Consider the following 15,987-nt stretch of genomic DNA (forward strand, 5'->3'; position numbering starts at 1 on the left):
AATTTTCTCCTTAATGTTTAAAGTGACGTGACTTACTAAATACCATGGACATGTCGTATTCATTACACTTATCTATAGAATCTTGGTCTTTTAAAGAGCCACCTGGTTGGATAATTGATACAATTCCCATTTCATGAGCAAGCTCTACTGTATCTGGGAATGGGAAAAATGCATCTGATCCCATAACAGCTCCAGTAAAGTCTCTATCATTAAAGTGATCTTTTATAGATTCTAATGCCCAAACTCTAGATTGTTGACCTGCCCCGCATCCTAAAGTTTGCATGTCTTTTGCAACTACTATTGCATTTGATTTTACATATTTAACAACTTTTTGGGCAAATAATAGGTCTTTAATTTGAGATTCTGTTGGTTTTTTATCTGTTACTATTTCTATCTCATCTTTTCCAAAGTCTTTTCCTTGGATAAGGACTTTGCCGTTTAGGTATCTGATTTCTTCTTTTACTGTTTCATTATCAAAGTCTACTTTTACTAGTCTTACATTTTTCTTTTGAGTTAATACTTCTAGAGCTTCATCTGTAAAGTCTCTTACTGCAATGATTTCAAGGAAGATTTTGTTCATTTCTTCTGCTGTTTTTTCATCAACTATACCATTTACTGCAACAATTCCACCAAAGATTGATTGGCTATCACATTCGTAGGCTTTGATGTATGATTCATAAACTGATTCTCTTTGAGCAACTCCACATGGTGATTGGTGTTTAAGGGCTACTACTGCATTTTCACCTAACTCTTGAGCAAGTTCTAAAGCTGGGTTCAAATCGTTATAGTTATTATAGCTCATTGCTTTACCATGGATTACTTCTATATTTTCCATTAGACCTTTTACAAATGGGTCATTGTAAAGTGCTGCTTCTTGGCCTGGATTTTCGCCGTATCTTAATTCACTTTCTTTTTCAAAACCATATGTTTTGTATTTTCCTTCTTCACCAGTTAATTCTGAAAAGTATCTTGCTATAACTGAATCATAAAAGGCAGTTAGGTTATAAGCTTTCATAGCAAGTTTTTGTCTATATGATAAATCTAAATCATCATTTTTAATTCTTTCTAAAAGCTCATCATAGTCAGATGGGTCAGTTACTATTAAAACATCCTTGTGGTTTTTTGCAGCTGATCTAACCATTGATGGACCACCGATATCGATGTTTTCTATGATATCATCAGGATTACCTTTTTCTAGGGCTTTTTGAAATTCATAAAGATTTACTACAACTATATCTATTGGCTTAATATTATGTTCTTTTACTGTTTCTACATGGCTATCTTCATCTCTTTTATAAAGAATACCACCATGCACGTATGGAGATAGTGTTTTTACTCTGCCTTCTAAGATTTCTGGAAAATTTGTAATCTCATCTATTTCAATAGCTTCTACTCCACTTTCTTTTATTTTTTTGTATGTACCGCCTGTAGATACAATCTCTACTCCTAAATCACTTAAACCTTTTGCAAGTTCTTCAATGCCTGTTTTATCTGTTACTGAAATTAATGCTCGCACTGCTCTTCCTCCAATTTTTTTATAACTTCTTTGAGTGTCTGATGTTCTACTTTTAAAACTTCTTTGCTGATTTCTTCTGCATTTTTACATTTACTTATATCTAGTTCTTTTTGTAAGATGATGTCTCCCTCATCTAGATTTTCATTTACAAAATGCACTGTAACTCCACTTACTTTTTCTTTGTTTTCAAAAACTGCATTATGAACATTCATTCCATAAAATCCCTTGCCCCCATATTTTGGCAATAAGGATGGGTGGATGTTTATAACTGTAAACTCATCTAGGATTTTTTTACTAATTTTAACTAGATATCCTGCTAGAACTATTAAATCAATTTTATGTTCTTTTAGTTTTTTAATTATCTCATCTTCATCTTTGCTAATTAGATAAGCTATATTGTTTTCTCTAGCATATTTTAGACCTGGTGCATCTTTGTTGGAAACTACATATTTTATCTCGCTATTAAAATATCCAGTCTCCTGAGCATCTAATAATGCTTTAAAGTTGCTCCCGCCTCCTGATATAAATACTGCAAGATTCATATTTCATCCTTTTTTACTGGATAATTACCTGTAAAACAAGCGTTACAATAATTATCTGGATTTTCTACAAGCTTTAGCATACTATCTAAGTTTATAAATTCTAAACTATCTGCTCCTATTTGTTGTCTTATTTCCTCTATACTCAAATTGGCAGCTATAAGATTTTTACTATCTGGTGTATCTACACCATAAAAACAAGGATACATAAATGGTGGAGATGTCACTCTAAAGTGGACTTCTTTGGCTCCAGCATCTCTCATTCTTTTTATAAGTTTTGCGCTGGTAGTTCCGCGAACTATAGAGTCATCAACTAAAACTATTCTTTTGCCATCTATCACTGACTTTTGTGGATTAAGCTTTAATCTTACTGCCAGCTCTCTTTCTTTTTGACTAGGTTTTATAAATGATCTGCCCATGTATCTATTTTTTACAAGACCCTCTGCAAATGGTATACCAGATTCTTGGGCAAATCCAATTGCTGATGGTGTTCCAGAATCAGGAACTGGGCACACAAGATCAGCTTCAACTGGAGCTTGTCTGTATAAAATCTCCCCACACCTTCTTCTAAACATATATGAATTTACATTTTCAATATTTGCATCAGGTCTTGCTATGTATATACTCTCAAAGATACAATGTTTCTTATTTATCCCATTTTCTGCAGGATATGACGTAAGTTCATTATCTTCGATTACAACTATTTCACCAGGATTTATATTCCTATAATTTTTTATGTCTAATATTTCGATAGCTTCATTTTCACTAGCTATAATAAAATTTTCCTCATCTTTACCTAGCATTAATGGTCTAAATCCTTGATAGTCTCTAAAGGCAATTATTTTATCTGGCATGGCTATTACACAAGAGTAGGCACCTTTTATTACATCCATAGTTTTTCTGATAGCCTCTAAAATATCTCCTTTATAATATCTAGATATAAGAAGTAAAATTAATTCACTATCTGTTTGAGTATGAAATGATATTCCTTCATCTTCTAAATTTTGTTTTATTACATCATAATTTGCTAAATTCCCATCATGGGCTAGAGCAAATTCATTATTCTTTGTAAAACTAACCAATGGCTCAATATTATAATCTTGTTGACAACCCTCTCTAGAGCTTCTAACATGTCCAATTCCTAACTTATAATCTTTATCATATAAGTCAGCTCCTTTAAAAACTTCATTGACCAAACCAGAACCCTTTATTCTTTTTAAGCTGGTTCCATCAGAAAATACAAGACCTGCAGAGTCTTGTCCCCTATGTTGAATAGAACTTAATGAATACAAGAGTTTTTCTGTTATTAAATCATTTGTTTTTATTGCTACAACTCCGCTCATAAATTACTCTTATCTACCTCCTTGATATTAAAAAAACATAAAGAAAAAGAGAACCCTTTTCTTGGGTCCTCTTTTAGGCACGACAAATGAATCCTCTTGGGAATCTTAATTTTTTAATGTAGGCAAAAATAGAGTATGAAATACAAGAGAATACACTTCTCCCAGCAAATGTAATATTGTTCTTACACTTATTGTTCATAGCACCCTCCATCTTTCCCTAAAATTTTTATATATTTATATTATAAATACTTTGAAAATTTTTTCAAGTATTATGTTAAGAAAATTTTACAATCTTAGAACAATCCTACAATCTCACCATTTGAATCCAAATCTATTTGATAAGCATTTGGAACTTTTGGTAAACCTGGCATTGTTAATATATTATCTGTATAAGCTACCACAAATCCTGCCCCAGCATTTACTCTTACATCCCTGATAGTTATTTCGTAATCATCTACGGTTATGTTTTTATTTGGATCATCTGATAGAGAATATGGAGTTTTTGCTATACACACTGGAAGATCATTATAACCTAAACTTTCTAATTTTATAATTGCTTTTTCAGCCTTTTTTGTATAAACTACTTCCCTTGCTCTATAAATTTCTTTAGCTATTGTTTCTATTTTTTCTTTGGTTGGTAAACTTTCATCATATAAATAATTAAACTCATTATCATTTTCGCAAAGTTCTACAAGGTGTTGGGCAAGTTTAACCCCACCTTCTGACCCGTCAGCAAATACAGTTGTTTCTACAGCCTTTACACCTAATCTTTCGGTAAGTTCTTGCACTAATGCAATTTCTTTATCTGTATCTGTTGCAAATTTATTTATCGCTACTAGGATGTTGTTTCCAAATTTTTTCATATTTTCTATATGAGTTTTTAGATTTTTAAAACCTTTTTCTAAATATTCTAAGTTTTCAGCTGCTAACTCATCCAAAGGCATACCTGCATGGTATTTTAAAGATCTAACTGAAGTAACAATTACTGTTGCATCAGGCGCTAATCCACCTAACCTACATTTGATATCATTAAATTTCTCAGCACCTAGGTCTGCACCAAATCCTGCTTCAGTTACAGCATAATCAGCTATACCAAGAGCAGTTTTTGTAGCTATTAAAGAGTTACATCCGTGGGCAATATTTGCAAAAGGACCACCATGGATAATAGCAGGTGTATTTTCTGTAGTTTGAACTAGGTTGGCTTTTAAAGCATCTTTCATAATTACCGCAACTGATCCTGTAGCTTTGATATCATCTACAGTTACAGGGTTATTTGCATAGTCATACGCTACAATCATTTTGCTAACTTTTTCTTTAAAATCTTCCATGCTTGTTGCAAGACAAAGTACTGCCATCATTTCTGTAGCAACTGTTATATCAAACTTATCCTCACGAGTTACCCCATCAGTTCTATTACCTAGACCAATTACAATATTACGAAGCGCTCTATCATTTAGGTCTACACATCTTCTCCAAACTATTTGATTTGGGTCAATATTTTTTTCATTGCCTTGGTAGATGTGGTTATCTAAAATTGCTGCAACAAGATTTACTGCAGTTGTAATAGCATGAAAATCTCCTGTAAAATGTAAATTTATTTCATCCATTGGTAAAACTTGGCTATAACCACCACCAGCCGCTCCACCTTTTCTACCAAAAGATGGTCCTAGCGAAGGCTCTCTTAAAACAGAAATGGCACTTTTTCCAATTTTATTTAAAGCCATTGATAAACCAATGTTCATAGTGGTTTTACCCTCACCACTTGGTGTAGGATTTGTCGCAGTCACTAAAATTAATTTTGATCCCTCTTTTTGATTTTTTGCATATTCCAAATCCAACTTTGCCTTGTATTTGCCGTATTTATCGTAGTTTTCAACACCCAATTTTTGGCAAATCTCATCAATCTCTTCTAGTTCAATCTCTCTTGCGATTTCGATATCTGTTTTCATAACTCAACCTTTCATAAAAATTAATGTAACTTTACTAAATTTTTAAAGATAAATAAATTTTAACTTTAAATATATTATCTAATAATATAATTAATATTCAATTTTTTGACAAATAAAAAACCCAAGTTCACATTTTTTTTTGTAAACTTGAGTTTAAACTTTTGATTTATAAACCTATCATTATATAGTGATATCTTTACCTTCTAGGATTAGGTTCATATTTCTCATAGAACACATAGATCCACACATAGTGCATGTATCTTCCTCTTCAGGTGATGATGCTGCTCTGTAGGCCCTACATTTATCAGGGTCAAGAGCTAATTCAAACATACCTTCCCAATCAATTTTTTGTCTTCTCTTACTCATTTCAAGATCCCAGTCAGCTGCATCTTTTAATTTTGCTATATCACCTGCATGAGCTGCAATTTTTGTTGCAACTATACCTTCTTTTACATCATCTACATCTGGTAGTCTTAAGTGCTCTGCTGGTGTTACGTAGCATAAGAAGTCTGCCCCGTAGCTTGCCGCAATAGCTCCACCGATAGCACTTGTTATATGGTCATAGCCTGGAGCAATATCAGTTACTAATGGCCCTAGGACATAGAAAGGTGCATTGTGACATAATTTTTTTTGTAATTTTATATTTGTTTCAATATCATTTATTGGAACGTGACCTGGTCCTTCAATTATAACTTGTACATCTTTTTCCCATGCTCTTTTTGTAAGCTCACCTAAAGTTATAAGTTCAGCAATTTGAGAAGGGTCAGTTGCATCGTGAATACCACCTGGTCTTAGTGAATCTCCGAGTGATAAGGTCACATCATATTCTCTTAAAATATCTAATAATTCATCATAGTATTCGTAGAATGGGTTTTCTCTATCATTCATCATCATCCATCCAAATAATAAAGATCCACCACGAGATACAATTTCATTTACTCTTCTGTTTCTTAAAAAGATTTCAGCATTAGCCCTGTTGATACCACAGTGAATTGTTACAAAGTCTACACCATTTTCAGCGTGGTTTCTAACTACTTCTAAGAATTCTTCTGCCTTGATGTGGCTTAGACCCTTATCTAGAAATCCAATTGCATCATACATAGGAACAGTTCCTATCATTGCAGTGGATTTTTCGATTAATCTTTCTCTAAATTCTTGAGTTTTACCATAGTTTGAAAGGTCCATGATTGATTCTGCACCCATTTTAAGGGCCATATCAACTTTTTCCATTTCAAGATCAAGGTCATTGATATCTTTTGAAATACCAAGGTTAACATTTATCTTAGTTTTTAGACCTGTACCAATTCCTTCTGGAGAGATTGAGTTATGGTTGATATTTCTTGGAATAACAATCTCACCTTTTGTAATTTTTTCAACTAAATACTCTTCGCTAACGTTTTCCTTTTTTGCAACTATCTTCATTTCTTCAGTTACAAAACCATGTTTAGCCGCTTCCATCTGTGTCTTATATTTCATAAATTAAAAAAACCTCCTAAAAATTACTTATAGGAGTATAAATATGCTCCATTCCCGTGCAGGCATTATCCTGATTGGTTTAATGGTCGAAGTCAAAACTTCCTCTCAGCACAAAGCTCCCATAGGTTGATAATTTACAATTACTATTATAAGGGAGATTTTATATTTTGTAAACTATATCAAAAATTATACTTAAAAATAGCCCTCATACTTTAAATCTAGGGCTTGGAAAAATTTATTTTAACTGACATTTCTAATAGCTTTTTTTACCTCTCTTATATGCCTTCTTTTTGATAAATCAATTTGTGCATTTTCTAGTTTTTCTTTTATATATAAAATATCTTCGTAAGATAATATTTCATCATAAGACTCAGATTTTATAACTTTTGATACTTTTGGTATCTTGCAAATATTTGCTCTGCTTGTAACTACATTTACTTTTGACTCTTTTGAGAATGCTATTATGGAATAATAAGGTATGTTTTTATATTCTTTACCTATAACATTTTTTATAGCCTTTATATGAGCGTAGTTTTGATTTATGGGATTCATAAATTTATATTTATTTCCATAAATATTATAGGTCCAATTTTTACCATTTTCAGATCCGTATATGATTCCCTTATAATTTTTTGTCTCAATGACATAGATTCCATAGATAGATACAACTATATGATCTATTTGGGTTGCACTTGTATTGCCACCATAGTTTCTTAAGGTAATATTGTTTAAAACTAAATATTTCTTATTATTTAACTTCTTAAGTTTCTTCTTGACAGCCAATTCCCCCACATTTCCCTTAAGCTTATTTTCTAAAAATTTTAATACAAGACAAAATAAAATAAAAATTACTAAATATATATATGCTTTTTTCATCAACACTCCAAACTAACAATAATTACGCTTAAAAAACTACTGTGCTTTTCTTAATTTCTCACTCTATTCTAACGATAAGCTATAAAAGGTAGCTAAAAGAATTTAACTTCAAGGATAGGTATAATTAATATATCATATCTCAATCTAAAATTTAAAATACTCTATGCTATATAATCAAAATAAAACGGAATGCACCTTGTAGCATCCCGTTTATTTATTATTAGTTTATTAGGAGTTTATGAAATTACTTTTAAAACTTTTTTGATTTTTTGCTTATTAAATAGCATCAAAGGCTTGTTCTATATCCCCTATTATATCATCAATATGTTCTGTTCCTATTGATAGACGTACTGTTGCTTTTCCTATGCCTTGACTTTCTAATTCTTCATCATTTAATTGGGAGTGAGTTGTAGTTGCTGGGTGGATTACTAAGCTTTTTACATCAGCTACGTTTGCTAAATTTGAGAATATTTTTAAATGATCTATAAAGGCACGAGCATCTTCTTCGCCACCTTTTACATCAAAGGTAAAAATACTTCCTGCTCCATTAGGAAAATATTTTTTGTATAGCTCATGATCAGGATGGTCTTTTAATGATGGGTGGTTTACCTTTGTCACTTTTTCATGATTATCTAAGTATTTCACTACTTTTAGCGCATTTTCTACATGGCGTTCTACTCTTAATGAAAGAGTTTCTACTCCTTGTAATAATAAAAATGCATTAAATGGTGAAATAGATGCTCCTGTATCTCTAAGTAGGATTGCTCGTATATATGTTGTTAGTGGTCCTTGAGGAACAGCTTGAGTAAAAGATACTCCGTGGTAGGAATCGTTAGGCTCAGATAGGTTTTTAAATTTACCAGAAGACGCATAGTCAAAAGTTCCATTTTCTACAATGATGCCACCTAAAGTAGTTCCATGTCCTCCAATAAATTTTGTAGCAGAATGGATTACCACATCAGCTCCATGATCTATTGGGCGAATCAAATAAGGTGTGGCAAAAGTACTATCAATAACTAGAGGAATATTATGTTTATGAGCAATTTCAGCAACCTTATCAATATCTATTATATTAGAATTTGGATTACCTAAAGTTTCAATAAATATTAGTTTTGTGTTTTCTTTTATAGCTTCTTCAAAGTTTTCTACTTTAGATGGATCAACGAAAGTAGTATCTACCCCGTAATTAGGAAATGTATGGCGTAAATAGTTGTAGGTTCCACCATAAATAGTTTCTGCCGATACTATATGATCTCCTTTTTGAGCTAGGGCTTGGAATACGTAAGCTGTAGCAGCTGCACCACTTGCAACAGCTAGGGCTGAACTACCACCCTCTAAGGCTGCAAGACGTTTTTCTAAAACATCTTCAGTTGGGTTAGTAAGTCTACCATATATATTTCCTGCATCAGTTAAGGCAAATCTTCCTTGAGCTTGGTCAGTATCTTTAAATACATATGAAGTTGTTTGATATATCGGAACTGCACGCGCTCCTGTAGCAGGATCTGCTTCTTCTTGTCCAATGTGTAAGGCTAAGGTTTCAAATTTTGCTTGGTTAAGTTCTTTGGTCATGATAATTTTCTCCTTAAATTTTGTTTTAATATTACTAACAATGTTCAATTCTATTAATTAATCTTTTTAAACAATTTAAAATTATAAGGAGATACATTCGTTCATCCCAAAGGGTGGATCTTGTGCTCCTTAGAATTTTTTCATATTTCATAACAAGCTCCAATCCATAAAAAAAAGAGGAGCCGCAAGGCTCCTCGTAGTCTAATCCCAAAACTAACGATTTTTGGGTACAAGAAAGCCTGCCCATGAATCCATCATGTGCATCATACCCATCATCATTTTGTTGTTTGAATGAATGCAGTACATATTAGCCTCCTTGTTTTTATATTTGTGAGTATTCTATACCAGTTCTTTACTAATGTCAAGTGTTAGCAAAATAAATCTTGCCTGACTTTGACAAGTCATATCTCTTATGATATTTTTATTTAAACCAAATCAAGAGAATAGTAGCTAGTCTAGTGGATTACAGAGAGCTTCATATTATGGTGAGAGAAGCGAAACAAAACTAGTGAATATGGCCTTTTTGTGGGATTTGTCGAATAATTAAGCAGGTACGGGATAGCCCGTTATAGCGACATGTATTGATTGATACTGATAATTTACTATTATATATTAATAGTAAATTAAGGTGGTAACGCGAGTCTTCGCCCTTATGGGAGAAGGCTCTTTTTATATAAAAAAAAATTAAAAACAAAGGAGATAATATTATGCCACTTGCAATAAAAGAAGGACTGATTAAAAAAGAAGATTTATTAAAAGAAAATATTCTAACTATAAACAGTGAAAAGTTAAAGAATCAAAATGAAAATGCTTTTAAAATTGGCATAGTAAATCTCATGCCCAATAAAGAAGAAACAGAAATTAATTTACTAAAACTCATTTCTAGCGAATATCAAATAGAAGTAGATTTTATAAGAACTGCAAGCTATGTAAGCAAACATTCCGATCAAAAAAGATTAGAAAAATACTATAAAACTATCGATGAAGTAAAAGATAGTAAATATGATGGATTAATCATTACTGGAGCACCAGTAGAAGATAGACCCTATAGTAATATTGTTTATTGGGAAGAATTGAAAAATATTTTTGATTATTCAAAAACCAATGTCCGATCCACTCTATTTATCTGCTGAGCAGCAGTGGCGAGTTTAGAATATTTTTACAATATTAAGTCAACTTTTGTAGAAAATAAGATTTTTGGAGTATATGAATATAAAAAAAATTCAGATTCTAAGCTACTTGAAGGACTTGATGACCATTTTTTCATCCCCCAATCTCGTTACAAAAAGATAGATAAAAATAATATTTCTATTGATGAATTAAAAATATTAGCCGAAAATAAACAAACCGGAGTAAGTCTTATAGAATCAACAGATGGCAGATTTATATTTAACCTAGGCCATCTAGAATATTCAAAAAATACCCTCCATAGTGAATACATACGAGATATTAGTAAAGGACTAGCTACAAAAATACCTAAAAATTATTATATAAATTCTACAGCTAGGATAGAAAATGTAAATTATAGTTGGGAATTTACAGCAAAAATTCTTTTTGAAAATTGGCTTGATTATTATGTCTTTTAGAAAGACTATAAGAAAATTTAGAAGATAAATATATATCAATTGAATAGTAAAAAATATTGATTTTAAACTTTCGACGAGTCAAATCTAGCATTAACTGGTAATCGAAATGTGAATATAAGGGGCTACCACCAACATTCCCCTATTATAACTATGGTTATTCACCACTTGTACTACTAGCCCATTCATTAATAAAGTTCTTCTTACTGTGTATCAGATGATTTTTCTTTAATTTCATTCGCTCGACCCACTTAAAAAGCACCTATCAATTTTGATAGGTGCTTTCTTATTTTTTTTACAAACGTTATCTGTAATTTCATCCTATATTTTTTCGAACTAAAATCTCTATTTTCATAAACCTAAAAACCATAATTTTATTATATTTATAGCCTTTTGCGATTGATATAAAATTGTATACTTCTAATATTTATTAATAAATATTTATATATATTCTTTAATATTTATAACATTTTAATATTTTAAAAAAATGCTAAATCTTTTTATAACAAAATAATAACAATTTATTTTAGATCAAATCAGAAACATATAAATATGTTTACCAACCTACGTTATTCATTAAATATTAATATTCTCTACCAAAGATTTGTCCTTTACTCATTTCTTTACTTTTTATAAATTAGCATATATAAGTTAAAGCTAAGCTTAAGTTATAGATAATTATAGCTAAAAATAGGAAAACCTTTCAAAGTTTTATATTTTAGAAAAATATAAATATAACTAACTTTGTTTTGACACTGCTGCAAATTAACGTATAATTATTCTCGTTAAAGATTTAATAACATATGATTAGGAGATGTAAAAATGTTTAAAATCAATGTACCTTACGATGACACAACTATGGAAGTTGCACTAGAAGATGAAAAATTTGCAGGTAAATTAGAAGGAAAACAAACTAATTATATACCTGAAAAGCCTCAAGACCAAATAGTAGAAGACTCTTTAGATAATCCAATTGGACAAAAGAGTTTAGAAGAACTTGTAGTAGGTAAAAAGGATATAGTTATTATCAGTTCAGACCATACCCGTCCAGTTCCTTCAAAAATAATTACACCTATTTTATTAAGAAGAATACGCTCAGCTAATCCAGATGCTCGCATACGTATTCTGGTAGCTACAGGATTCCATCGTCCATCAACTAGAGAAGAATTAATAAGTAAATATGGACAAGAAATTGTTGATAACGAAGAAATTGTAATGCATGTATCAACTGATGATAGTTCAATGAAACAAATTGGAACTTTACCAAGCGGTGGAGCTTGCATAATTAACAAAATTGCTGCGGAATGTGATCTTTTAATTGCTGAAGGTTTTATAGAAGCTCACTTTTTTGCAGGATTTTCTGGTGGAAGAAAATCTGTTTTACCAGGTATTGCTTCTTATAAAACTATCATGGCTAACCATAGTGGTGAATTTATAGAAGATAAAAATTCAAGACCTGGAAATTTAAACCATAATTTAATCCATGAAGATATGGTTTACGCAGCAAGGACTGCAAAACTTGCATTTATAGTTAATGTTGTATTGAATGGAAAACATGAAATTATCGGTTCATTTGCTGGTGATATGGAACAAGCTCATAAGGTAGGTTGTGATTTTGTTCGAGAACTAGCTAGCGTTAAAAAAATTGACTGTGATATTGCTATTACAACAAATGGTGGTGCTCCTCTTGATCAAAATATATACCAAGCTGTAAAAGGTATGACTGCTGCAGAAGCAACAGTAAAAGAAGGTGGAGTTATTATCTGTTGTTGCGCATGTGGTGATGGTCATGGTGGTGAAGGTTTCTACCACAATATTGCTGATGTAAAAGATCCTAGAGAATTTGAAGAATTAGCCGCTAACACTCCAAGACTAGAAACTTTACCAGATCAATGGACTGCTCAAATTTTTGCACGTATTCTTTCACACTATCATGTAATAATGGTATCTGACCAAGTAGATGAAAAGCTTGTAACTGACATGCACATGCAACTTGCAAGAACCATGGATGAAGGAATAGAAAAAGCTTATGAAATCATGGGTAAAGATGCAAAAGTTGTTGTTATTCCAGATGGTTTAGGCGTAGTAGTTGAAAAGTAAATATATAAGGAGATAAGATGTTTTCAAAATTAATAGCAGAATTTCTAGGAACTGCCCTTATGATAATTTTTGGGGTGGGCGTTCATTGTGACGAAGTACTTAATAAAACCAAATACCAAGGTTCAGGACACTTATTTGCCATAACTACATGGGGATTTGGTATAACTATAGTACTTTCAGTATTTGGAGATGTATGTATAAACCCAGCTATGGCGTTAACACAATCAATTATTGGTCTTATTCCTTGGTCTTACTTTATTCCTTATGTTATAGCTGAACTTCTAGGGGCGTGTGTAGGAGCTCTTATTTGTTATGTATTATATAAAGATCAATTTGATGCTTCTCTAGATATAGATCCAGTAAAAATAAGAAATATATTTTCTACAAATCCTATCCATAGAAGCATCCCTAGAAACTTTTTTGTAGAGTTTTTTGCAACCTTTATCTTTCTATCATCTATTTTAGGTCTTGTAAAAAATCAACCAGACTTTGTACCAATAGGTGTTGGATTGTTAGTATGGGCTATTGGTATGGGTCTAGGTGGTCCAACAGGATTTGCAATGAATCCAGCTAGGGACCTAGGTCCAAGACTTGCTTATAGCTTATTACCAATCAAAAACAAAACAGATAATGATTGGAAATATGGACTAACAGTACCAGGAATTGCACCTTATCTAGGTGCCGTTGCAGCAGCATTGTTTGCTATATTTTATTTAGGATTTTAAAATATATATTATTAGACTAATCAGCATAAAGATTTTAACCTTTATGCTGATATTTTTTTTATAAGTTTACAAATAAAATAATTTTACATATTTTATTTGAGGTATCTGATAAAAACCTATCTTTTTATCTATCAAGTCACTTAGCCATAATAGGTAAAAATATTTCTATTAATAGAATATAACTTTATAAGCGCTATATCTTCCTAATTTTTTAGTTAAAATTTTTAGTTATGGTGTATATTTAGATATTCGTTCATAGTTTCAGCCAGTTTTATACCATTCATATTCTGGATTTGATTCATATTAATTGTTATTTCTCTATATCCCATTGCAATGTTTATTTTGGTCAAAGACTTTTTTAATAATGATAACTTATCCAAATACATTTTCTCATCTTTCAAAAATATTGATATCATCCCTTGGTTCATTAAAGGCATATACTCTATCCTATCAACTGAGTTCCAATTAATTAAAGAATTTTTCAAAGATAATATACTTGATTGTCATAAAATCCATCGTTTTCTAGGATTAAGATTGGTTTATTTATTAAAATATTTTTAATGTAAAAGAATGTTGTCATACCAAAAAATATAATTCCAAATAAAGCAATAATTGTTGTAAGCATAGTAAATAAAATATTGCCTATAGAAAATCCAAATAATAATATAAACATTGACAAGACTGTCATGAAAATGCCCCTTAAACTCAACTTTATACTTTTAAACTTATCGCTAAATATTTCTACTCTGTTATTCATGGTTCCTCTGAACAAATTTTAATGCTAAATATTAATAAACTTTTAGACATAATTAAAATATTTTGTCTTGTTTTATTATTATAACCTATTTTATTAGTTCTAATCACTTTTTAGCTTGACAAAATTTAATAACTTTTATCGGTTACTTTAGAGAATTTTAAGTAAACAAAAAAGACCTACTAAAGATTTCCTTTAGTAGATCTGAAATATAAAATAGATTATTAACTTGTGATTAGGGATATGAAATGATTAATCGTTCCATTTTCAATCAATATATAAAGACCGAGTCCAATAAACACGACTGGTACAATTATTTTTTCGTACTTTTCTACGACCTCTCCGATAGTAGAAATTGAGGCGAGACTTTGAGATAATTTGCATAGAATCAAAATCCCTAACGCAAATATTACTAAACTTATACTAATCTCAATCAAACTCTTTCCTGTAAAATAGGGAATATAAATTCCTAAATTATCCCCACCCATTGCCACTGTTAAACCTGTAAATGCTAAGATTTTTGATCCATCTCCGGTAATTTTTCCCTCGATGTCTTCTTCATCAATATCTTCATCCACAAAAATTGCTCTTATACCAAGACCTAGTGGAATTAGACCAAGGAGTCCGATAATCCAATCTTGTGGAATAAAATTTAAAAAGTAAGCGGCAATAAGACTAACCAGTACAAGCAGCCCTGTACCTAAATACTGTCCTGCATAAATTGATTTCAAACCTTCCTTGCCTTGACTGGCGAATAAAATAGTCAAAACAACTAAGAAGTCAATTGATGTAGAGACAAAAACTAATAAAGCGGATAATATTGTTTCCATTATTTCTCCTTTCAAAATGTTTAATTTTTATAGCCAATTAAAAATTTACAGCAAACACATTGTGCCTTGGCAGTTGCCACAGGAGACAATTGAAGAAATAATTTCACAATTTTTCCACCTTTTCTTTAAATATTATCTAAAGTTTACTAAAATAGTCGGATTTTGTCAAGTATGCTGATAGATACCAATGCAAACTATAGAGATTGAAAATATATAAATTAGATCGACTAAACATTATTTTTCTAATATTGACTTATCTCATTCACTCTTTTATGAACTGCGTAGTAATCATATCCATCTTGTAAATTAAGATCATGACCAGTAGATGATGGATAGATAATAGCTTACCTTGTCTTATGCTCTCTTACATCAAACTTATCCTTTATTCTTTTTAAATCTGACTAATACCGATAGGCCATCCTATTAGAACCATCCATTAAATCTTTCAAGGCATTAAGCTTTCTATCAAGGATATGGATCATATTTATATCTTTACCATAAATAGAACCAGATATCATTTGAAGTAACTTATTAGAAAGAGCTGCAGCATTAACTGCATCTATATCTTTATTCTTAATACTAACTCCCAAGTTTTTTTATGTATCGTAAATATCCTTTTTTATCTGATATTTTTACTGATTAATTCACTTGTCAAGTCCTAATATCCATCCCGTTCACTATCCCTAAAATATCCATAGTGCCTATATCCCCTGTTATAATTTACATT

Annotated in this window: 13 protein-coding genes and 1 pseudogene; 3 read left to right on the forward strand and 11 right to left on the reverse strand. The window is 31.1% G+C overall.

The annotated features are described in order from the left end of the window. Positions 1-10 precede the first annotated feature (10 nt). The 7 genes from purH to ACCQ40_RS03830 all read right to left on the reverse strand — a co-directional run bounded on the left by purH (position 11) and on the right by ACCQ40_RS03830 (position 9,268). Positions 11-1,516: a bifunctional phosphoribosylaminoimidazolecarboxamide formyltransferase/IMP cyclohydrolase gene (purH, locus tag ACCQ40_RS03800; protein WP_410032666.1), complete on the reverse strand. Its 1,506-nt coding sequence runs from the start codon at positions 1,514-1,516 to the stop codon at positions 11-13. Next, complete coding sequence (gene purN / locus ACCQ40_RS03805) at positions 1,504-2,058, reverse strand: phosphoribosylglycinamide formyltransferase (protein ID WP_410032667.1); 555 nt, start codon at positions 2,056-2,058, stop codon at positions 1,504-1,506. Before purN ends, purH begins: the two co-directional genes overlap by 13 nt. Then, the gene (gene purF, locus ACCQ40_RS03810; RefSeq protein ID WP_394011757.1) at positions 2,055-3,398 is read right to left on the reverse strand and encodes an amidophosphoribosyltransferase; all 1,344 of its coding nucleotides are present in this window, start codon (positions 3,396-3,398) and stop codon (positions 2,055-2,057) included. The genes purN and purF overlap by 4 nt, the downstream gene beginning before the upstream one ends. 293 nt (positions 3,399-3,691) lie before the next feature. Next, positions 3,692-5,347, reverse strand: coding sequence for a formate--tetrahydrofolate ligase (locus ACCQ40_RS03815; protein ID WP_410032668.1), 1,656 nt, complete (start codon positions 5,345-5,347; stop codon positions 3,692-3,694). A 180-nt stretch (positions 5,348-5,527) separates the two neighbouring features. Then, a complete protein-coding gene (thiC, locus tag ACCQ40_RS03820; protein ID WP_410032669.1) occupies positions 5,528-6,823 on the reverse strand; it encodes a phosphomethylpyrimidine synthase ThiC in 1,296 nt (431 codons plus the stop codon). 240 nt (positions 6,824-7,063) lie between these two features. Then, entirely contained in the window at positions 7,064-7,699 is a 636-nt protein-coding gene (locus ACCQ40_RS03825) for a nuclease-related domain-containing protein (protein ID WP_410032670.1), read from the reverse strand. Positions 7,700-7,975: 276 nt separating this feature from the next. After that, positions 7,976-9,268 carry an O-acetylhomoserine aminocarboxypropyltransferase/cysteine synthase family protein gene (locus ACCQ40_RS03830; protein ID WP_410032672.1) on the reverse strand — a complete coding sequence of 431 codons (1,293 nt, stop codon included), beginning with the start codon at positions 9,266-9,268 and terminating at the stop codon, positions 7,976-7,978. Positions 9,269-9,975: 707 nt separating this feature from the next. On the opposite strand from ACCQ40_RS03830, the pseudogene ACCQ40_RS03835 reads away from it, so the two are divergent. The 3 genes and pseudogenes from ACCQ40_RS03835 to larD all read left to right on the forward strand — a co-directional run bounded on the left by ACCQ40_RS03835 (position 9,976) and on the right by larD (position 13,676). Further along, positions 9,976-10,854: pseudogene (locus tag ACCQ40_RS03835) on the forward strand (homoserine O-acetyltransferase/O-succinyltransferase family protein). A gap of 819 nt (positions 10,855-11,673) precedes the next feature. Next, positions 11,674-12,951: a nickel-dependent lactate racemase gene (gene larA, locus ACCQ40_RS03840; protein WP_410032673.1), complete on the forward strand. Its 1,278-nt coding sequence runs from the start codon at positions 11,674-11,676 to the stop codon at positions 12,949-12,951. Positions 12,952-12,968: 17 nt separating this feature from the next. After that, a complete protein-coding gene (gene larD, locus ACCQ40_RS03845) occupies positions 12,969-13,676 on the forward strand; it encodes a D/L-lactic acid transporter LarD (protein WP_394011765.1) in 708 nt (235 codons plus the stop codon). A gap of 224 nt (positions 13,677-13,900) precedes the next feature. On the opposite strand, the gene ACCQ40_RS03850 is transcribed toward larD, so the two are convergent. From ACCQ40_RS03850 to ACCQ40_RS03865, 4 genes are all read right to left on the reverse strand, one after another. Continuing rightward, on the reverse strand, positions 13,901-14,161 hold the full coding sequence (locus ACCQ40_RS03850; RefSeq protein WP_410032674.1) for an STM3941 family protein: 261 nt from the start codon (positions 14,159-14,161) through the stop codon (positions 13,901-13,903). Continuing rightward, positions 14,158-14,364, reverse strand: a complete 207-nt coding sequence (locus tag ACCQ40_RS03855; protein WP_410032675.1) for a hypothetical protein — start codon at positions 14,362-14,364, stop codon at positions 14,158-14,160. The genes ACCQ40_RS03850 and ACCQ40_RS03855 overlap by 4 nt, the downstream gene beginning before the upstream one ends. 290 nt (positions 14,365-14,654) lie before the next feature. Next, positions 14,655-15,260 (reverse strand): CadD family cadmium resistance transporter, encoded by a 606-nt coding sequence (locus ACCQ40_RS03860; RefSeq protein WP_410032676.1) that lies wholly within the window; start codon positions 15,258-15,260, stop codon positions 14,655-14,657. Between the two features lie 401 nt (positions 15,261-15,661). Beyond that, a complete protein-coding gene (locus ACCQ40_RS03865) occupies positions 15,662-15,850 on the reverse strand; it encodes a hypothetical protein (RefSeq protein WP_410032677.1) in 189 nt (62 codons plus the stop codon). Positions 15,851-15,987: the final 137 nt, after the last annotated feature.

This window comes from Anaerococcus cruorum (genome assembly GCF_046365495.1).
Taxonomy (GTDB): Bacteria; Bacillota; Clostridia; order Tissierellales; family Peptoniphilaceae; genus Anaerococcus; species Anaerococcus cruorum.

Coding starts and splice junctions, on each gene's coding strand:
- purN (WP_410032667.1), bottom strand. CDS start 2,058: ATGAATCTTGCAGTATTTATATCAGGAGGCGGGAGCAACTTTAAAGCA.
- purF (WP_394011757.1), bottom strand. CDS start 3,398: ATGAGCGGAGTTGTAGCAATAAAAACAAATGATTTAATAACAGAAAAA.
- ACCQ40_RS03815 (WP_410032668.1), bottom strand. CDS start 5,347: ATGAAAACAGATATCGAAATCGCAAGAGAGATTGAACTAGAAGAGATT.
- thiC (WP_410032669.1), bottom strand. CDS start 6,823: ATGAAATATAAGACACAGATGGAAGCGGCTAAACATGGTTTTGTAACT.
- ACCQ40_RS03825 (WP_410032670.1), bottom strand. CDS start 7,699: ATGAAAAAAGCATATATATATTTAGTAATTTTTATTTTATTTTGTCTT.
- ACCQ40_RS03830 (WP_410032672.1), bottom strand. CDS start 9,268: ATGACCAAAGAACTTAACCAAGCAAAATTTGAAACCTTAGCCTTACAC.
- larA (WP_410032673.1), top strand. CDS start 11,674: ATGTTTAAAATCAATGTACCTTACGATGACACAACTATGGAAGTTGCA.
- larD (WP_394011765.1), top strand. CDS start 12,969: ATGTTTTCAAAATTAATAGCAGAATTTCTAGGAACTGCCCTTATGATA.
- ACCQ40_RS03855 (WP_410032675.1), bottom strand. CDS start 14,364: ATGACAGTCTTGTCAATGTTTATATTATTATTTGGATTTTCTATAGGC.
- ACCQ40_RS03860 (WP_410032676.1), bottom strand. CDS start 15,260: ATGGAAACAATATTATCCGCTTTATTAGTTTTTGTCTCTACATCAATT.